Origin of the sequence: Bacillus sp. IS1 (assembly GCF_032461585.1) — a bacterium.
Taxonomy (GTDB): domain Bacteria; phylum Bacillota; class Bacilli; order Bacillales; family Bacillaceae; genus Bacillus; species Bacillus velezensis.
In genome coordinates this window covers 1,235,257-1,251,688 of sequence record NZ_JAWCWR010000001.1, presented here as the reverse complement: position 1 = coordinate 1,251,688, position 16,432 = coordinate 1,235,257, and the positions used below count along the sequence as shown (strand labels likewise).

Below are 16,432 nucleotides of genomic sequence, written 5' to 3'. Positions count from 1 at the left end.
TCCGATACATAGACGGCTGTGAAGCTGTTCTGGTTTCATTTTCTTTCTGCGGAAGCGGGGAGATTCGTTTTCCGGCTGAAGGTGTGGTATAATAGCCGCGAAAAGAAGAGCAGAGGCCTCTTCCTTCAAAAGAATATCAAAAAGAAAGCCGGCTTACAATTGAAATTCATATTGAAGAAGGCTTTGACAAAAAACAATACGGAAGTAGGAATGAGAATGAAAACTGGTTACATCGAAATGGAAAACGGCAGCAGAATCGAATTTGAACTTTATCCGAATGAAGCGCCTAATACAGTCGCTAACTTTGAAAACCTGGCGAATACGGGCTTTTATGACGGCGTTATTTTCCACCGCGTGATTCCGGGCTTTGTCAGCCAAGGCGGAGATCCGACTGGGACAGGCATGGGCGGAAGCGGAAAAACGATCAAATGTGAAACAGAAGGCAATCCGCATAAGCACGAAGCCGGTTCTTTATCAATGGCGCATGCCGGTAAAGACACGGGTTCAAGCCAATTCTTCATCGTACATGAGCCGCAGCCGCATTTAAATGGCGTTCATACTGTATTCGGAAAAGTGACAAGCGGTTTAGAGCATGCGAAAAACATGTCTAACGGAGACAAAATGAAAGAAATCCGTGTAGAAGGATAATGACGTAAAACCCGCCTTTTTCAGGCGGGTTTTTTTATGTATATGAAAATTCTCATGTGTAAATCATGAAAAAATACATATATGAACATCGGCGATCATTCTGGTATAGTGAAAAAGACCGATTACAACAATGAAAAGAGGTAGAAACGTTGGTTCAATTGGCAACCGTTTTATTTGTCATTATCATTCTCGCACTTATGATTTGGTTCAGGGTGAAAAAGGGAAACAGGCCGATTAAAGGCGGCGGCTTCGGCATCATTCTCCCGCTTTTGATTATCGCCGTCATTTTTACATTCAGCATCAGCCAGCTCATGAATATCCCAGGAAAGCCGTTTCATTTTCCCGCTCTTTGGGAGCTCGCCATCGCCGGACTGTTAGGCGCGGTATTCGGTGTCATCATGCTGTCGCAAACCGCCTATGAAATCCGGGAAGACGGCTTTGTCTACTCCAAGCGGAATAAAAACTTTAAATATGTCATTCTCGCGATTATTGCGATCCGCATCGTGCTCAGCCAATATTTCAAAAACATTGACGCGGCGGAATTCGCCGTTTTAACGATGGAACTTGCTTTTGTGTATTTGTGCATTTGGCGGATCGGAAGCTTTGTGAAATACCGTAAAATCAGCAGATCCGGCTTATAAAATGAAAAAATGGATGGGGTGCGGGGCTTATTTGCCCTCTGTACAGGGATTCATGGTAAAATAAAAACGACCATGGCTAATGGGAGGAAATCACTTGAAATCAGAAAAAGAAAAAACTTCTAAAAAAAGCGCCGTACTTGATTGGGCGAAAGCCATTATCATCGCTGTCGTTCTGGCACTGCTCATCCGAAACTTTTTATTTGCCCCTTATCTCGTTGATGGAAGATCAATGGATCCGACGCTGCATGACCGCGAGAGAATCTTTGTCAATATGACGGTCAAATACATAAGCGACTTCAAACGCGGCCAGATCGTCGTTCTGAACGGAGAAAATGAACACTATGTCAAACGGATTATCGGACTTCCCGGCGACACGGTGCAAATGAAAAACGATCAGCTGTATATCAACGGCAAAAAAGTGTCCGAACCGTATTTAGCGGCAAACAAGAAAAAAGCGAAGCAAGACGGCTATGACCGGCTGACGGAAGACTTCGGCCCGGTGAAAGTGCCGGACGACAAATATTTCGTCATGGGTGATAACCGCAGAGAATCTATGGACAGCCGCAACGGCCTCGGTCTTTTTACGAAAAAACAAATAGCGGGCACATCAAAATTCGTCTTCTTCCCGTTTAACGAAATTCGCAAGACGAAATAAACCGTACAGGCAGTTTTCTTATAAGAAAACTGCTTTTTTATATAAATTTATCTTTCCACCCTCAAAAACAGAACATAAATTCGTATATCTATTTAATAGATAGAAAGTTTTACAGATACATGAAACATCTTCCCTTTATGAAACGTTATATGAATAACTCACGCAGGGAAGAACGGTTTTCTATTCATGAAAAAAAGGAATATGACATTATAATGAATAGATTGATACGGGCTGGAGGTAGAAAAATGGGAAGAATTAAAACAAAAGCAGCCATTTTACTTGTACTGCTGCTGTTATTGGCGGGCGGTTATATGGTCATAAACGATATTGAACTGAAAGACGTGCCGACTGCAATCGGACAAACCCTGTCCCAGGAAAAAGAAGAATATACAGTCAAAACATATAAAATTACGAAAATCGAAGGAACTGAGTACCACGGTACGGCAGCAAACGGCACAAAAATTATTTTTAACGGCGACAAGCTGAAGCAGGATCTCTCCGATGTGAAAAAGGGAGATAAAATTAAAGCGTATTTCAGCAAATCAAACCGGATTGACGGCTTATTGAAGGTCGTCAAAGTGAACGAATAAATAAAGGCGCCTTTTATGGGAAAAGGGCGCTTTTTATTTTTCTGAATAATTAGGTGCAAATTCATTGCGCCTGCCGCAAAGGATGTTATAATAGCGGATAAGGACAAAAAAATATTGATTGTATCCTTCGGGGCTGGGTGAAAATCCCGACCGGCGGTAATAAGGCGCTTTGCGCTTTACAGCCCGTGACCCGTATGCATCTGTATACGGTGGATTCAGTGAAAAGCTGAAGCCGACAGTGAAAGTCTGGATGGGAGAAGGATGAGAGAAGCTATGCAAAAAATAAACTTACTGTATAGTCTTATTTCCTATGGATTAAAACTGGCAAAGCCCCGAACTGTGTAAACATTCGGGGCTTTTTTGACGCCAAATTGCGTGGAAGAAGGGAGGGATAACGATGGAAGAATATTATATGAATACGGCAATAGAACTTGCCAGACGCGGTGAAGGACAGACACAGTCCAATCCTCTTGTCGGCGCTGTCGTCGTCAAAAACGGACAGATCGTCGGAATGGGCGCCCATTTGCAATACGGAGAAGCGCATGCCGAGGTTCACGCGATTCATATGGCCGGCAGACACGCAAAAGGCGCCGATTTGTATGTGACGCTGGAGCCTTGCAGCCATTACGGAAAAACACCGCCATGCGCCGAACTGATAATAAAGTCGGGGATAAAAAGGGTGTTCATCGCTGTGAAAGATCCGAATCCGCTTGTAGCCGGAAAAGGCATCGGAATGCTGGAAGCAGCGGGCATCGAAGTGAAAACCGGACTTCTCAGGCAGCAGGCAGAAGAGCTGAATAAAATGTTTCTTCACTTCATGCGGACCGGACTTCCGTATGTCACCTTGAAAGCGGCCGCGAGCCTTGACGGGAAAACAGCGACTGAAACCGGTGACAGCAAATGGATTACATCAGAGGCGGCAAGGCTTGATGCCCAGCAATACAGGAAATCGCATCAAAGCATTCTTGTCGGAGCAGGCACAGTCAAAGCCGATAATCCGAGCCTGACCTGCAGGCTTCCTGATGCAGTGAAGCAGCCGGTCAGAGTGATTCTCGATACAAAGCTGACCATTCCTGAAACGGCAAATGTGCTCACTGACGGTGCTGCGCCGACATGGATATTTACGGCCAAAGATGCAGACGTGCAAAAGAAAGACCGGCTGACCGCACTCGGAATAAAAGTTATTCCGCTGGAAACAGACCGCATTCACGTCCCTGAGGTGCTCAGCATTCTCGCTGAAAACGGCATAATGTCCGTTTATGTGGAAGGCGGAGCATCCGTACACGGAAGTTTTGTCAAGGAAGGCTGTTTTCAAGAGCTTCATTTCTATTTCGCCCCTAAATTAATCGGAGGAACGCTTGCTCCCAGCTTGATCTCCGGTGAAGGTTTTCAATCAATGAAAGATGTCCCCCATTTACAATTCACACAAATCACCCAAATCGGGCCGGATATAAAACTGACGGCCATACCTAAAGATGGAAAGGATGGTGACGATGTTTACAGGAATCGTTGAAGAAACAGGCACGATCCAAGCAATCAAAAAGACAGGCCTTTCCATGGCATTAACCATCGCCGCTTCAAAAGTGACAAGTGATGTGAAGCTTGGCGACAGCATTGCGGTAAACGGCATCTGCCTGACCGTAACCGGATTTTCTGACAATCAATTTACGGTTGATGTCATGCCGGAAACAGTGAAAGCCACTTCGCTGAACGGCTTGTCAAAAGGCAGTAAAGTAAACCTGGAAAGAGCGATGTCCGCCAACGGACGGTTCGGCGGCCACTTTGTATCAGGGCATGTGGACGGAACGGCGGAAATTACGCGGATCGAGAAAAAAAGCAACGCGGTCTATTACGATTTAAAACTTTCGCCGGAATTGACAAAAACGCTCGTATTGAAAGGTTCAATTACGGTAGACGGCGTGAGTCTGACGATTTTCGGTCTATCAGACGAAAGCGTAACGGTATCCATCATTCCGCATACCATCTCAGAAACGATTTTTCAGACGAAAACAGTCGGATCGACCGTAAATATTGAGTGTGACATGATCGGCAAATACTTATACCGCTTTTTGCACAAAACAGAACAAACGAAAAGCAATCAAACTATCACGGAAGCCTTTTTAAGCGAGAACGGCTTTTAGAAAGGAAGATCGATATGTTTCATCCGATAGAAGAGGCGTTAGAGGCGCTGAAAAAAGGTGAAGTCATCATTGTTGTCGATGATGAAGACAGAGAAAACGAAGGAGATTTCGTAGCGCTGGCTGAGCATGCCACGCCGGAAGTGGTTAATTTTATGGCGACCCATGGGAGAGGCCTGATCTGCACGCCGCTGTCTGAAGACATCGCCGGCCGGCTGGATCTTCACCCGATGGTCGATCATAATACGGACTCACATGAGACCGCGTTTACGGTCAGTATTGACCACAGGCTGACAAAAACGGGCATCAGCGCGCAGGAACGATCCTTTACCATTCAGGCGCTGTTGAACGAAGAATCTGTGTCTGACGATTTTCAGCGTCCGGGCCACATTTTCCCCTTAATCGCAAAAAAAGGAGGCGTCCTGAAGCGGGCCGGCCATACGGAAGCAGCCGTTGACCTTGCAAAAGCCTGCGGATCTCAGGGAGCGGGCGTCATTTGTGAAATTATGAATGAAGACGGCACAATGGCCAGAGTGCCGGAGTTAGCCGAAATCGCCGAACGCCACCATCTGAAAATGATTACGATAAAAGACTTAATAGAGTACCGTTACAACATTACGACACTTGTGAACAGAGAAGTTGATATTACGCTGCCGACTGACTTCGGCACGTTTAGAGTTTACGGATATACAAACGAGGTTGACGGAAAAGAACATCTCGCCTTTGTCATGGGGGATGTCCCGTTTAACAGCGAACCCGTTCTTGTCAGAGTGCACTCAGAATGCCTGACGGGCGATGTGTTTGCATCCCATCGCTGTGATTGCGGACCTCAGCTTCATGCCGCGCTTGCGCAAATTGCTGAAGAAGGCCGCGGCGTTCTATTGTATTTGCGACAGGAAGGCAGAGGAATTGGTTTAATCAATAAGCTGAAGGCGTACCGATTGCAGGAACAAGGGTATGACACGGTTGAAGCGAACGAAGCGCTCGGCTTTCTGCCTGATCTGCGCAACTACGGCATCGGCGCCCAGATTCTCCGCGACTTAGGGGTTCAGCATATGAAACTTTTAACCAACAACCCCCGGAAAATCGCCGGCCTCGAAGGATACGGTCTCAGCATTTCAGAACGGGTGCCGCTTCAAATGGAAGCGAGTGAGCATAACAAGCAATATTTACAGACCAAAATGAAAAAACTTGGACATCTGCTTCATTTCTAAAAACAAATCTCACAAAAAAGGATGGATAACATATGAATATCATACAAGGAAACCTAGTAGGAACAGGACTTAAAATCGGAATCGTCGTCGGCAGATTTAATGAATTTATTACGAGCAAGCTGTTAAGCGGAGCGGAAGACACGTTGCTTCGCCACGGTGTAGAATCAAACGACATTGACGTCGCTTGGGTGCCGGGAGCGTTTGAAATCCCGTTTGCGGCAAAGAAAATGGCGGAAACGAAAAAATACGATGCCGTCATTACGCTCGGCACGGTTATCAGAGGAGCGACAACGCATTATGACTATGTCTGCAATGAAGCGGCAAAAGGCATTGCCCAGGCGGGAACGGCGACGGGCGTCCCGGTTATCTTCGGCATTGTGACGACTGAAACCATTGAGCAGGCCATCGAACGAGCCGGAACAAAAGCCGGAAATAAGGGAGCGGATTGCGCAGTATCTGCCATTGAAATGGCAAATTTAAACCGTTCATTTGAATAATTTGTTGAAAAGCGTTTAAAACAGCAGCGAAAATGATATAATGTGAGGAAACGGATCGCCTTTATGTATCCGTTTGATAGGACATGAATGGACATTTTGGATATAGAGGGGTTTTTATGTTAATTCGTTATAAAAAATCGTTTGAAAAGATTGCGATGGGTCTTCTGTCATTTATGCCGAATGAAAAAGATCTCAAGCAGCTTCAGCAGACAATAAAGGACTATGAAACGGATACTGGCCGCCAGCTCTTTCTTTGGAAAGAGGATGAAGATATCGTCGGAGCGATCGGAGTCGAAAAAAAGGACTCAGAAGTTGAAATCCGGCATATCAGCGTGAATCCTTCTCACCGCCATCAAGGGATCGGAAAGCAAATGATGGACGCCTTAAAACGTCTGTTCAAAACGGAGGCACTCGTTCCGAATGAATTAACGCAAAGCTTTTTTGAACGCTGTCAACATCAAAAAGATCAGGATATCTCATATAATAACTGACAAATGCTCCCGGAATCTTCACGGTTTCGGGAGCTGTTTTGATATAGAAAAAGCAGGGCTGACCGTCAGCCTCTGCTTTTTTTTCTTCTCTCAAATTCCCGTTCGCGTTCCTTAATGACATCCGTCCTGTCCCGCAGGCGGTGTTTATGAATAAGAAAGGTATCTGATACGCCGTCTTGCCCCCATGTATAGCCCTTTCGGCGGCATTCGGCAAGACATGCTTCTTTCAGGGCTTCATCTGTAATCGGCAGCATAACACTTCTGTAAGGCAGGCCCGCTTCTATATCGTCTGACAGCGTTTCTATCAGCTCAATCAGCTTCGGATGGCTGAGACCGAGAGAACAGACCGCCTGCTTTTCAGACCGGAGAATACGTAAGCTGTTGGCAATCAGCCGTTTCGCCCCGGCTTCATTTCCCCTGCGCTGGTGATACAGAGCGACGGCAAGCTGAATCAGGCCGACCCAATGAATGCTCCGCTTTTCAGCCGGGCTTTCTTTCCAATATTCCTCTAACAGTTCATGACACTCAAAATAATCTCTTGATGCGTGAAATTCGGCCAAAAAGCCGATATAAGCTTTAGGATACAAGCCGCTTCCTCCTTTTATGCTAAAACCAGTGTACCACAGCGTTATGAAAAGGAAAAAAGAGCGGCTTGGTGTCCGAAGCCTGAGGAACTAGCAGATGTAAGATGCTCCTACGACAACGAGCAAAATAAACAGAACGACAATTAATGCAAAACCCCCGCCGAAACAAGCTCCGCTCATGTGAAATCAGCCTCCCTTTGTTTCAAGTTTACACGGCTATCATATGTGCATCCGCCTTTAAAGGTATAGGCGTATATCTTCTTTTTCAGTATTTTCTAAATAACGGAGGACGTGTATAAAAGTATTGGACGAGAGCATTTCGGTGGATTATACTAAAGGGTAGCCAGTTTTTCCGGCAATGAGAGTGATATTGAAAATGGTGAGATAATGGTAGAATATCAAGTGAAAATTGATACGTTTGAAGGCCCATTGGACCTGCTGCTTCATCTGATTAACCGTCTTGAAATCGACATATACGACATACCCGTGGCAACCATTACTGAACAATATTTATTATATGTACATACAATGCAAGAGCTTGAACTTGATGTCGCCAGTGAATATCTGGTCATGGCGGCGACGCTTCTCAGCATTAAAAGCAGAATGCTGCTTCCGAAACAAGAAGAAGAGCTGTTTGAAGACGAAATGCTTGAAGAAGAAGACCCTCGGGACGAGCTGATTGAAAAGCTGATTGAGTATAGAAAGTATAAAACCGCTGCGAAGGATTTAAAAGAGCGGGAAGAAGAAAGACAAAAGTCATTTACAAAGCCGCCGAGTGATTTAAGTGAGTATGCAAAAGAAATCAAACAGACCGAGCATAAACTGTCGGTGACCGTTTATGACATGATCGGCGCGTTTCAAAAGGTGCTTCAGCGTAAAAAAATCACGCGGCCGAAAGAAACGACCATTACAAGACAGGAAATACCGATTGAAGACAGAATGAACGAAATCGTAAAAAGCTTAAAAACGGCGGGGAGAAGAATAAACTTCACGGAGCTTTTTCCTTCTCGGCAAAAGGACCATCTCGTCGTGACGTTTTTAGCAGTCCTGGAACTGATGAAAAATCAGCAGATTATCATTGAACAGGAAGAAAACTTTTCAGATATATACATTACGGGGAGTGAATCCATTCATGGCGCTTGATATCGTGAATTGGAAGGCGATTGTGGAAGCCCTGCTGTATGCGGCGGGTGATGAAGGGCTGACCAAAAAGCAATTGGTGACGGTGCTTGAAATAGAAGAAGCGGAACTGGCCGGAATCATGGAAGAAGTGGCCGCTCAGTACAAGGAAGACGACAGGGGCATCGAGCTTACCGAATATGCGGATACGTATATGCTTGGAACGAAAAAAGAATTCGTGCCTTATTTGAAAAAACTAATTGAAGTGCCGTCAAAAGGGCTGTCACAGGCTTCTTTGGAAGTGCTGGCGATCGTTTCGTACAAGCAGCCGATCACACGGGCGGAAATTGAAGATATCCGGGGCGTGAAGTCTGAGCGGATTCTGCACAGCCTCGTGTCAAAAGCGCTGCTGTGTGAGGTGGGCCGCGCCGACGGTCCCGGCCGGGCGATTTTATACGGCACGACACCGGTATTTCTTGAACAATTCGGCTTAAAAACATTGGAGGAGCTCCCGCCGCTTCCTGAAAATGCGGAGGAAGACGTTCTCCAGGAGGAAGCCGATTTATTCTTTGAAAACTTCAACCAAACTTTTGAGGATATTAAATAATAATCGTTTTTCATCATACGATAGTAGGGAAAGGCCATTGATGAATGACGCAAATGACGAAGTAAAAGAGAGGAAGGAAACGGACGGAAATGGGAAATTCGATTGTGAGGGCCCATACTGAAGAAACTGGTGAATTTTTAGCCGAGGTTGTCACGATGGTCAGCAGCTATTTAAATCATACAACATTGCCGGAGATGCGGGCTCAAGGAGAGGCGGATGAGGCATACTGCCGCGACGTGCTCAGTGTGCTGAGGAGGATGACCGTCTTTTGCGAAGGCGCCCAGGAAGCCTGCCGCCGGCTCTTAATGCAGGAGCCGTTTCATGAGGTGAGAGCGGAAAAAACGCTGTATAAAGTGTATCATCAGTGCGTGGAAGAATTTTTCATGCCGAAAAAGGATACATGGTACGAAAACAGCCGCGCCGCTTATACAGGCCAAAGCGCGATTGAATTCTACCAGCAAGTGCCGGATTCGCTGCGGAGCCTTCTGCTTTCGCTCAGCAGTGAATTTCTGCGCATGCGGGAAGAATTGGCGCAATATGAAGCATCAGGCTCAAATATGGCATCAGTCAGATAAAAACTCTTCCTTTTGGAAGAGTTTTTTTATGTGAAAGTGATGCAATTGGTATTCATAAGTCATGGACATGCGCATAAACTTGTACAAACCCACAACAAGGACGTGAGCATTCATGCGCTTTCTCAAAAAAGCTGCCGTATTTCTTTTGACTTTTGTTATTCTTTTTTCCATTACAGACGGCAATACGGCACATGCCCAAATACATGTCAGTGCAAAAAGCGCGATTATAATCGACGGAGCATCTGGCCGGGTGTTATTCGCCAAGGATGAACATCATAAGCGGCGGATTGCAAGCATTACGAAAATCATGACGGCGGTGCTGGCGATTGAATCAGGGAAGATGGAAGAGACCGTGACGGTTTCTCCGAATGCCGTAAAAACGGAAGGCTCAGCCATTTATCTTCAGCCGAGACAAAAAGTAAAGCTGAAAGATCTCGTATACGGGCTTATGCTGAGATCAGGAAATGACGCCGCTGCGGCAATAGCGGAATATGTCGGCGGAAGCCTTGACGGTTTTGTATTTATGATGAACAAAAAAGCCGAGCAAATCGGGATGGAAAATACAAAATTTCAAAATCCGCACGGGCTGGACGACCATGAAAATTTATATTCAACGGCGTATGACATGGCGCTTTTGACTAAATACGCGATGAAAATCAAGGAATACCGGACCGTTTCAGGCACAAAAGTGTATAAGGCGGAAACGATGGACCGGGTATGGAAAAATAAAAACAAGCTTCTGACTGGGCTCTACCGTTACAGCACAGGCGGAAAAACGGGTTACACAAAAATCGCGAAACGGACGCTCGTCTCGACGGCCTCAAAAGACGGTACGGATCTCATCGCGGTCACCATAAATGATCCGGATGACTGGGATGACCATATGAATATGTTTAATTATGTCTTTGATCACTATAAAACCTATGTCGTCGCTAAAAAAGGCGGCATTCCGAAGCTGAAAAAGACGTTTTACGGAAAGCGCGCTTTTATTGCCCGGGATGTCAAATATTTGTTAAAAGAGGATGAAATCGACGATGTAAAAATCAGCACAACCTTAATAAAACCGAAAAAAGCCTGGAAAAAGGACGCCTCTCTCATTCCTGATGTCGTCGGCCGGATGACTGTTATGCATGATGGGAAAGTGATCGCCAAGATCCCCGTCTATTATGAAAATGAGCGCCATAAAAAACCGAAAAAGCATTTCATTGAGACGTTTACGAGCCTGTTTATGAGCGCGGCGGGCGGTTCGTCATGGTCAATTTAATCTGGGTATGTCTGACGGTAATCGGACTTGTCTTTGCGATGTTTAACGGTACCTTGCAGGATGTGAATGAAGCCGTTTTTAAAGGAGCGAAAGAAGCGGTTACGATCTCGTTCGGATTAATGAGCGTTCTCGTGTTCTGGCTCGGCCTGATGAAAATAGCCGAGCAGTCCGGCCTTTTGGATATATTCAGCAGAATGTGCCGCCCGTTTATTTCTAAGCTGTTTCCCGATATTCCCCCTGATCATCCGGCGATGGGATACATCTTATCAAATCTCATGGCAAACTTTTTCGGACTGGGAAATGCGGCGACACCGCTCGGCATTAAAGCCATGGAGCAGATGAAAAAGCTGAATGGAGGTAAGTCTGAGGCCAGCCGTTCCATGATTACCTTTTTGGCGGTAAATACTTCGAGTATTACATTGATACCGACAACCGTCATTGCCGTGCGCATGGCTTACTCGGCGAAATCACCGACCGATATCGTCGGGCCGACCATCTTAGCGACTTTAATTTCGGGAATCGGCGCGATTTTCATTGACCGCTACTTCTGGTACCGCCGCAAAAGAAAAGGGAGGTAAGCGAATGGAAATGGTGAATTGGCTGTCTTTAGCCATGATTCCGATTATTATCGCCGGTATATTGATATACGGCACGATCAAAAAAGTGCCGACGTATGAATCATTCGTTGAAGGCGGAAAAGAAGGAATTGAGATTGCGTTTTCCATCATTCCGTATTTGGTCGGGATGCTGGTGGCGATTACCGTATTCCGGGCCTCAGGCGCGCTGGATTTTGTCATGGGGCTGTGCAAGCCTTTCTTTACAGCGATCGGCATTCCCGCAGAAGTCGTGCCGCTTGCTCTGATCCGCCCGATTTCGGGAACGGCGGCGCTCGGCATGACGACAGATCTGATCGCCGTGTACGGGCCTGATTCATTTATCGGCAGACTGGCCTCGGTCATGCAGGGATCGACTGACACGACGCTGTATGTCCTGACGGTGTATTTCGGGGCGGTCGGCATCAAAAAAATGGGGGATGCTTTAAAGGTTGGTCTTCTTGCTGATTTGATCGGGGTGGTTGCATCAATCATCATAGTTACGTTATTATTTGGAAGCGCCTGAAATCAGGCGCTTTTTATATATCAGAATAACTCTCCCTGAAAAAGCTTGTTTGTTCAAGGGGAAAAAAGTAAGATTATACATGAGGTGAACGACATGGAAAGACTGCAAAAAGTTATTGCTCATGCCGGCGTGGCATCACGCAGAAAGGCGGAAGAGCTGATAAAAGAAGGAAAAGTAAAGGTGAATGGAAAAGTAATAACAGAGCTCGGCGTAAAAGTGACCGGTTCTGATCAGATTGAAGTAAACGGATTAAAGGTGGAGCGGGAAGAACCCGTGTACTTTCTGCTTTATAAACCGAGAGGAGTGATCTCAGCAGCTGATGACGACAAAGGGCGGAAAGTGGTGACCGACTTTTTCAAAGAAGTGCCGCAGCGCATTTATCCGATCGGCAGGCTTGATTATGATACGAGCGGACTTTTATTGCTGACAAATGACGGCGAGTTTGCCAACAAACTCATGCATCCGAAATACGAAATTGATAAGACATACGTCGCCAAAGTGAAGGGGATTCCTTCCAAGGAACTTCTGAGAAAGCTTGAGCGCGGCATTCAGCTTGAAGAAGGCAAGACGGCGCCGGCCAGAGCGAAAATGCTTTCCCTGGACAAAAGAAAGCAGACGAGCATCATTCAGCTGACGATTCATGAAGGCCGGAACAGACAGGTCCGCCGCATGTTCGAGGCGATCGGTCATGACGTGCTGAAACTAAAACGTGAAGAATACGCATTTTTAGATTTAAGAGGCCTGCGCACAGGAGACGCAAGAGAATTGTCGCCGCATGAGGTGAAAAGGCTGCGGGCTTTAGCTGAACACGGTAAAAACGCTTTCTAATTTTCACATAACCTTCAAAAATTACAAAACGTGTTGATGATATAATTGAATGGATTTGCAGGCAGGGGAGGGGAGCAGTGTACAATGAACAAAAAACGGCGGCGTTTATTCATTCGGACCGGCATCCTTCTCATCTTACTCTGCGCGCTCGGATATACCATCTATAATGCCGTATACACAAACGGAGAGCGTATATCTGAGGGGTCCAAAGCCCCGAATTTCGCGCTGAAAGATACAGAGGGCAGACTCATAGAACTGAGTCAGTTAAAAGGAAAAGGTGTTTTTCTGAATTTCTGGGGAACGTGGTGCGAGCCGTGCAAGCAGGAATTTCCCTACATGGAGAATCAATACAAGCATTTTAAAGACCTCGGTGTCGAGGTGGTTGCGGTAAATGTCGGCGAATCAAAAATTGCAGTACATAATTTTATGAAAACATACGGCGTCAATTTCCCGGTTGCGCTCGATACTGACCGGCAAGTGCTGGACGCGTACGGCGTATCACCTATTCCGACGACATTTTTGATCAATCCCGACGGAAACGTCGTGAAAGTGGTGACCGGCACGATGACAGAACGCATGGTTCATGACTATATGAATTTAATTAAGCCGGAGGCGTCTTCATGAAAAAGGTCAAATGTGAATGCGGGCACGTGAATCCAGCCGGGACGGTTTTGTGCGAGTCGTGCGGGAAGCCGCTTGATGATCAAAAATCGCCGCTTGCCGATATGCGGTACGACGGCAGCGCAAGACGTTCGCAAACATATAACAAAACAATCGTAGATAAGGTATGGAACTTCTTTTCTTCCGTAAAAGTCGGAATATGGCTGATCGTCATTACTCTGGCGGCGTCTGCTTTCGGCACGGTTTTTCCGCAGGAAGCTTATCTGCCGCCGGGCGCCCAGCCGGATACATATTATGAACAGCAGTACGGCATAATCGGTCAACTGTATTATCTGCTGGGATTTCATCACCTGTACGGCTCATGGTGGTATATGCTCCTGATCGCATCCATTGGCATATCACTGGTCATCTGCAGCCTGGATCGGGTGATTCCTTTGTACAGAGCGCTGAAAAATCAAGGAGTACGGCGGAATCCGGTCTTTTTGAAGAGGCAGCGTCTATACAGCCGGACAGAAACCGAGCTGAGCGGGGATGCGGCTGATAGCCTCAGAACACGATTGAAAAAAAAGCATTATAGAGTGCGAGAACAAGAGGGTAGCATTCTGGCGGAAAAAGGCCGTTTTTCAAGGTGGGGGCCCTACGTCAATCATATCGGCCTGATCATTTTTCTGATCGGAGCCATGCTGAGATTTGTACCCGGTATGTATGTCGATGAAACGCTCTGGGTCCGTGAAGGCGAAACCGCCCAGATCCCCGGCACTGACGGCAAATATTACTTAAAAAACAACCGGTTTACGATGCAGACATATAACAAAGACACTGAGAAAAAAGTATTCGCCGACGCCATTGACAGAGCCGGAAACGGCAAAGTCGCCAAATCCTTCACAACGGACGCGGTTTTGTACAAAAGGGAAGGCGACATTGTATTCGGTGAAAAGCCGAAGCTTAAAAGAGTCAAAGAAAACAATATCCGCGTCAATGAACCGCTGCGCTTTGACTCCTATTCTGTGTATCAGGTTGACTATAAAGAAAACCAGCTCGATCAGATGGTATTTCAGCTGATCGACCAAAAAACAAAACAGTCATTCGGCAAACTGAAGATCAATCTTCTTGATCCCGACACGGACTATGATCTTGGTAACGGTTACAAAGTGCAGATCGCCAGTTATCTTCCTGATTTTTATTTTAACAAGGACGGAGAACCGAGCACGAAAACGAAGGTTCCTAACAATCCGGCTTTTGTCTTTAAAATCACGGCTCCTGACAAGCCGAAAGGGGAGAAAAGTTTTGTTGCGATTCAGCAGACTGTTGAAGGTTCCGAAAGTAACAAGTACAAATTAAAATTCGACCATGTGGAAACGAAAAACATTACAGGACTCACCGTCAGAAAAGACTTAACCTTATGGGTGCTTGCCGTCGGCGGCGCGATCTTTATGATCGGCGTCATTCAAGGAATGTACTGGCAGCACAGAAGGATCTGGATCAAAACAGGTGATCATGAAGTGCTTGTGGCGGGACATACGAACAAAAACTGGTTCGGTCTGAAAAAAGATATCGAATTTGTTCTTAGCGGGACCGGGATTCAAGAGCCGGCCGATCAAAAAGAATTGGCCAAAAATCAGGCCTAGTGAAAAAGGAGTGGTGTCATGGCGGAGCTGAGCGCAAATTTTCTTTATGCTGCCTTTTTGATTTATTTAATTGCCGTCCCGGTTTTCGGCGGCGCCATCCGGGGAACAAAAGGTGCTAAGGACGGTAAGGGCCGCTGGTCGGCTATCGGAATCACGTTAACCATTTTCGGATTTCTTTGTCATCTCGGCTACTTCATTGCGAGATGGTCGGCAAGCGGACATGCGCCTGTCAGCAATATGTTTGAATTTACGACGTCATTCGGCATGATGCTTGTTCTCGCTTTTATTATTATTTACTTTATTTACAGACTGCCTTCATTAGGCATGTTCACATTGTCTATCGCGCTTTTGCTTATCGCATATGCAAGCATGTTTCCGACAGACATCACGCCGCTTATTCCGTCACTGCAGAGCAATTGGCTGTACATTCACGTCACAACGGCGGCGCTCGGGCAGGCGATTCTTGCGATCAGTTTTGTAGCCGGCGTCATTTTCCTGTTAAAGCATGTCGACCAATCCAGACCGGGCAAAAAAACGTTCTGGCTTGAAGTCATCATGTTTATACTCGTGACGACCGTGGCATTTATCGCCGTCACGTCGGCATTCCGGCTGGCGGACTACAAAGCTGAATTTAATTGGGTGGATAAAAAAGAGGCCAAAAGCGTCATGATATATGATATGCCTGCGCTTGTCGGCCCGCATGACGGAGAACTGCTTACGGAAGGCGCAATGAAGCCGCTTATTGAGCTTCCGGCCATTTTTTCAGGCAGAAAGGTCAATACGGTGATCTGGTCGTTTGGCGCAGGTCTCGTTTTATACGGTGCGCTCAGGCTGATATTCAGAAAGAGAATCAGCGCTCTTATCAGCCCGCTCGTCAAAAATGTGAATCTGGACTTGGTCGATGAAGTCGGCTACCGCGCTGTTTCTATCGGTTTTCCGGTATTCACACTCGGCGCGCTTGTGTTTGCGATGATTTGGGCGCAGCTTGCATGGACGCGTTTTTGGGGCTGGGACCCGAAAGAAGTATGGGCGCTGATCACCTTTTTATTTTACGCAGCGTATTTGCACTTGCGGCTGTCAAGAGGCTGGCATGGCGAAAAGTCCGCGTGGCTTGCCGTCATCGGCTTCGCCATTATTATGTTTAACTTAATTTTTGTGAATCTCGTGCTTGCCGGACTTCATTCGTACGCATAGATGCAAAAAGCCGATACAG

21 protein-coding genes and 1 riboswitch are annotated in these 16,432 nt (G+C 46.4%); of the genes, 19 read left to right on the top strand and 2 right to left on the bottom strand.

Annotated elements, in window-relative coordinates:
• The first annotated feature begins 216 nt into the window (after positions 1-216).
• The 9 genes from RUW00_RS06085 to ribT all read left to right on the top strand — a co-directional run bounded on the left by RUW00_RS06085 (position 217) and on the right by ribT (position 6,874).
• Positions 217-648: a peptidylprolyl isomerase gene (locus RUW00_RS06085; protein ID WP_003153363.1), complete on the top strand. Its 432-nt coding sequence runs from the start codon at positions 217-219 to the stop codon at positions 646-648.
• 149 nt (positions 649-797) lie between these two features.
• Entirely contained in the window at positions 798-1,289 is a 492-nt protein-coding gene (locus RUW00_RS06080) for a CcdC protein domain-containing protein (protein WP_222893353.1), read from the top strand.
• A gap of 79 nt (positions 1,290-1,368) precedes the next feature.
• Complete coding sequence (gene lepB / locus RUW00_RS06075; RefSeq protein ID WP_014721447.1) at positions 1,369-1,944, top strand: signal peptidase I; 576 nt, start codon at positions 1,369-1,371, stop codon at positions 1,942-1,944.
• Between the two features lie 245 nt (positions 1,945-2,189).
• Positions 2,190-2,534, top strand: a complete 345-nt coding sequence (locus RUW00_RS06070; protein WP_003153366.1) for a hypothetical protein — start codon at positions 2,190-2,192, stop codon at positions 2,532-2,534.
• 119 nt (positions 2,535-2,653) lie between these two features.
• Positions 2,654-2,800: riboswitch (FMN riboswitch) on the top strand.
• Positions 2,801-2,931: 131 nt separating this feature from the next.
• On the top strand, positions 2,932-4,047 hold the full coding sequence (gene ribD / locus RUW00_RS06065) for a bifunctional diaminohydroxyphosphoribosylaminopyrimidine deaminase/5-amino-6-(5-phosphoribosylamino)uracil reductase RibD (RefSeq protein ID WP_061862348.1): 1,116 nt from the start codon (positions 2,932-2,934) through the stop codon (positions 4,045-4,047).
• Positions 4,028-4,675: a riboflavin synthase gene (gene ribE / locus RUW00_RS06060; protein ID WP_007409425.1), complete on the top strand. Its 648-nt coding sequence runs from the start codon at positions 4,028-4,030 to the stop codon at positions 4,673-4,675. The genes ribD and ribE overlap by 20 nt, the downstream gene beginning before the upstream one ends.
• Before the next feature lie 14 nt (positions 4,676-4,689).
• Positions 4,690-5,886 (top strand): bifunctional 3,4-dihydroxy-2-butanone-4-phosphate synthase/GTP cyclohydrolase II, encoded by a 1,197-nt coding sequence (locus RUW00_RS06055; protein ID WP_061862347.1) that lies wholly within the window; start codon positions 4,690-4,692, stop codon positions 5,884-5,886.
• Positions 5,887-5,918: 32 nt separating this feature from the next.
• A complete protein-coding gene (gene ribH / locus RUW00_RS06050; protein WP_003153372.1) occupies positions 5,919-6,383 on the top strand; it encodes a 6,7-dimethyl-8-ribityllumazine synthase in 465 nt (154 codons plus the stop codon).
• Between the two features lie 116 nt (positions 6,384-6,499).
• Positions 6,500-6,874, top strand: coding sequence for a GNAT family N-acetyltransferase RibT (gene ribT / locus RUW00_RS06045; RefSeq protein WP_003153373.1), 375 nt, complete (start codon positions 6,500-6,502; stop codon positions 6,872-6,874).
• 65 nt (positions 6,875-6,939) lie between these two features.
• Here the strand turns inward: ribT and RUW00_RS06040 are convergent, their stop codons facing one another.
• Positions 6,940-7,461, bottom strand: coding sequence for a DUF309 domain-containing protein (locus tag RUW00_RS06040; RefSeq protein WP_061862346.1), 522 nt, complete (start codon positions 7,459-7,461; stop codon positions 6,940-6,942).
• 87 nt (positions 7,462-7,548) lie between these two features.
• On the bottom strand, positions 7,549-7,638 hold the full coding sequence (locus RUW00_RS06035; RefSeq protein ID WP_003153376.1) for a YjcZ family sporulation protein: 90 nt from the start codon (positions 7,636-7,638) through the stop codon (positions 7,549-7,551).
• A gap of 207 nt (positions 7,639-7,845) precedes the next feature.
• Here RUW00_RS06035 and RUW00_RS06030 point away from each other — a divergent pair, with 207 nt between their 5' ends.
• The 10 genes from RUW00_RS06030 to ccsB all read left to right on the top strand — a co-directional run bounded on the left by RUW00_RS06030 (position 7,846) and on the right by ccsB (position 16,413).
• On the top strand, positions 7,846-8,601 hold the full coding sequence (locus RUW00_RS06030; RefSeq protein ID WP_061862345.1) for a segregation/condensation protein A: 756 nt from the start codon (positions 7,846-7,848) through the stop codon (positions 8,599-8,601).
• A complete protein-coding gene (scpB, locus tag RUW00_RS06025) occupies positions 8,591-9,184 on the top strand; it encodes an SMC-Scp complex subunit ScpB (protein ID WP_007409428.1) in 594 nt (197 codons plus the stop codon). Before RUW00_RS06030 ends, scpB begins: the two co-directional genes overlap by 11 nt.
• 89 nt (positions 9,185-9,273) lie before the next feature.
• Complete coding sequence (locus tag RUW00_RS06020; RefSeq protein WP_003153380.1) at positions 9,274-9,759, top strand: DUF3907 family protein; 486 nt, start codon at positions 9,274-9,276, stop codon at positions 9,757-9,759.
• A 112-nt stretch (positions 9,760-9,871) separates the two neighbouring features.
• Positions 9,872-11,023: a D-alanyl-D-alanine carboxypeptidase family protein gene (locus RUW00_RS06015; RefSeq protein WP_280145286.1), complete on the top strand. Its 1,152-nt coding sequence runs from the start codon at positions 9,872-9,874 to the stop codon at positions 11,021-11,023.
• On the top strand, positions 11,011-11,601 hold the full coding sequence (locus RUW00_RS06010) for a nucleoside recognition domain-containing protein (RefSeq protein ID WP_003153385.1): 591 nt from the start codon (positions 11,011-11,013) through the stop codon (positions 11,599-11,601). The genes RUW00_RS06015 and RUW00_RS06010 overlap by 13 nt, the downstream gene beginning before the upstream one ends.
• Before the next feature lie 4 nt (positions 11,602-11,605).
• Positions 11,606-12,142 (top strand): spore maturation protein SpmB, encoded by a 537-nt coding sequence (gene spmB, locus RUW00_RS06005; protein ID WP_015240119.1) that lies wholly within the window; start codon positions 11,606-11,608, stop codon positions 12,140-12,142.
• 93 nt (positions 12,143-12,235) lie between these two features.
• Positions 12,236-12,970 carry a 23S rRNA pseudouridine(2605) synthase RluB gene (gene rluB / locus RUW00_RS06000; protein WP_007612296.1) on the top strand — a complete coding sequence of 245 codons (735 nt, stop codon included), beginning with the start codon at positions 12,236-12,238 and terminating at the stop codon, positions 12,968-12,970.
• 84 nt (positions 12,971-13,054) lie between these two features.
• Entirely contained in the window at positions 13,055-13,594 is a 540-nt protein-coding gene (gene resA / locus RUW00_RS05995; RefSeq protein ID WP_014418277.1) for a thiol-disulfide oxidoreductase ResA, read from the top strand.
• Entirely contained in the window at positions 13,591-15,219 is a 1,629-nt protein-coding gene (resB, locus tag RUW00_RS05990; RefSeq protein ID WP_003153393.1) for a cytochrome c biogenesis protein ResB, read from the top strand. Before resA ends, resB begins: the two co-directional genes overlap by 4 nt.
• Positions 15,220-15,237: 18 nt before the next feature.
• On the top strand, positions 15,238-16,413 hold the full coding sequence (gene ccsB, locus RUW00_RS05985) for a c-type cytochrome biogenesis protein CcsB (protein ID WP_003153395.1): 1,176 nt from the start codon (positions 15,238-15,240) through the stop codon (positions 16,411-16,413).
• The last annotated feature ends 19 nt before the right edge of the window (positions 16,414-16,432 follow it).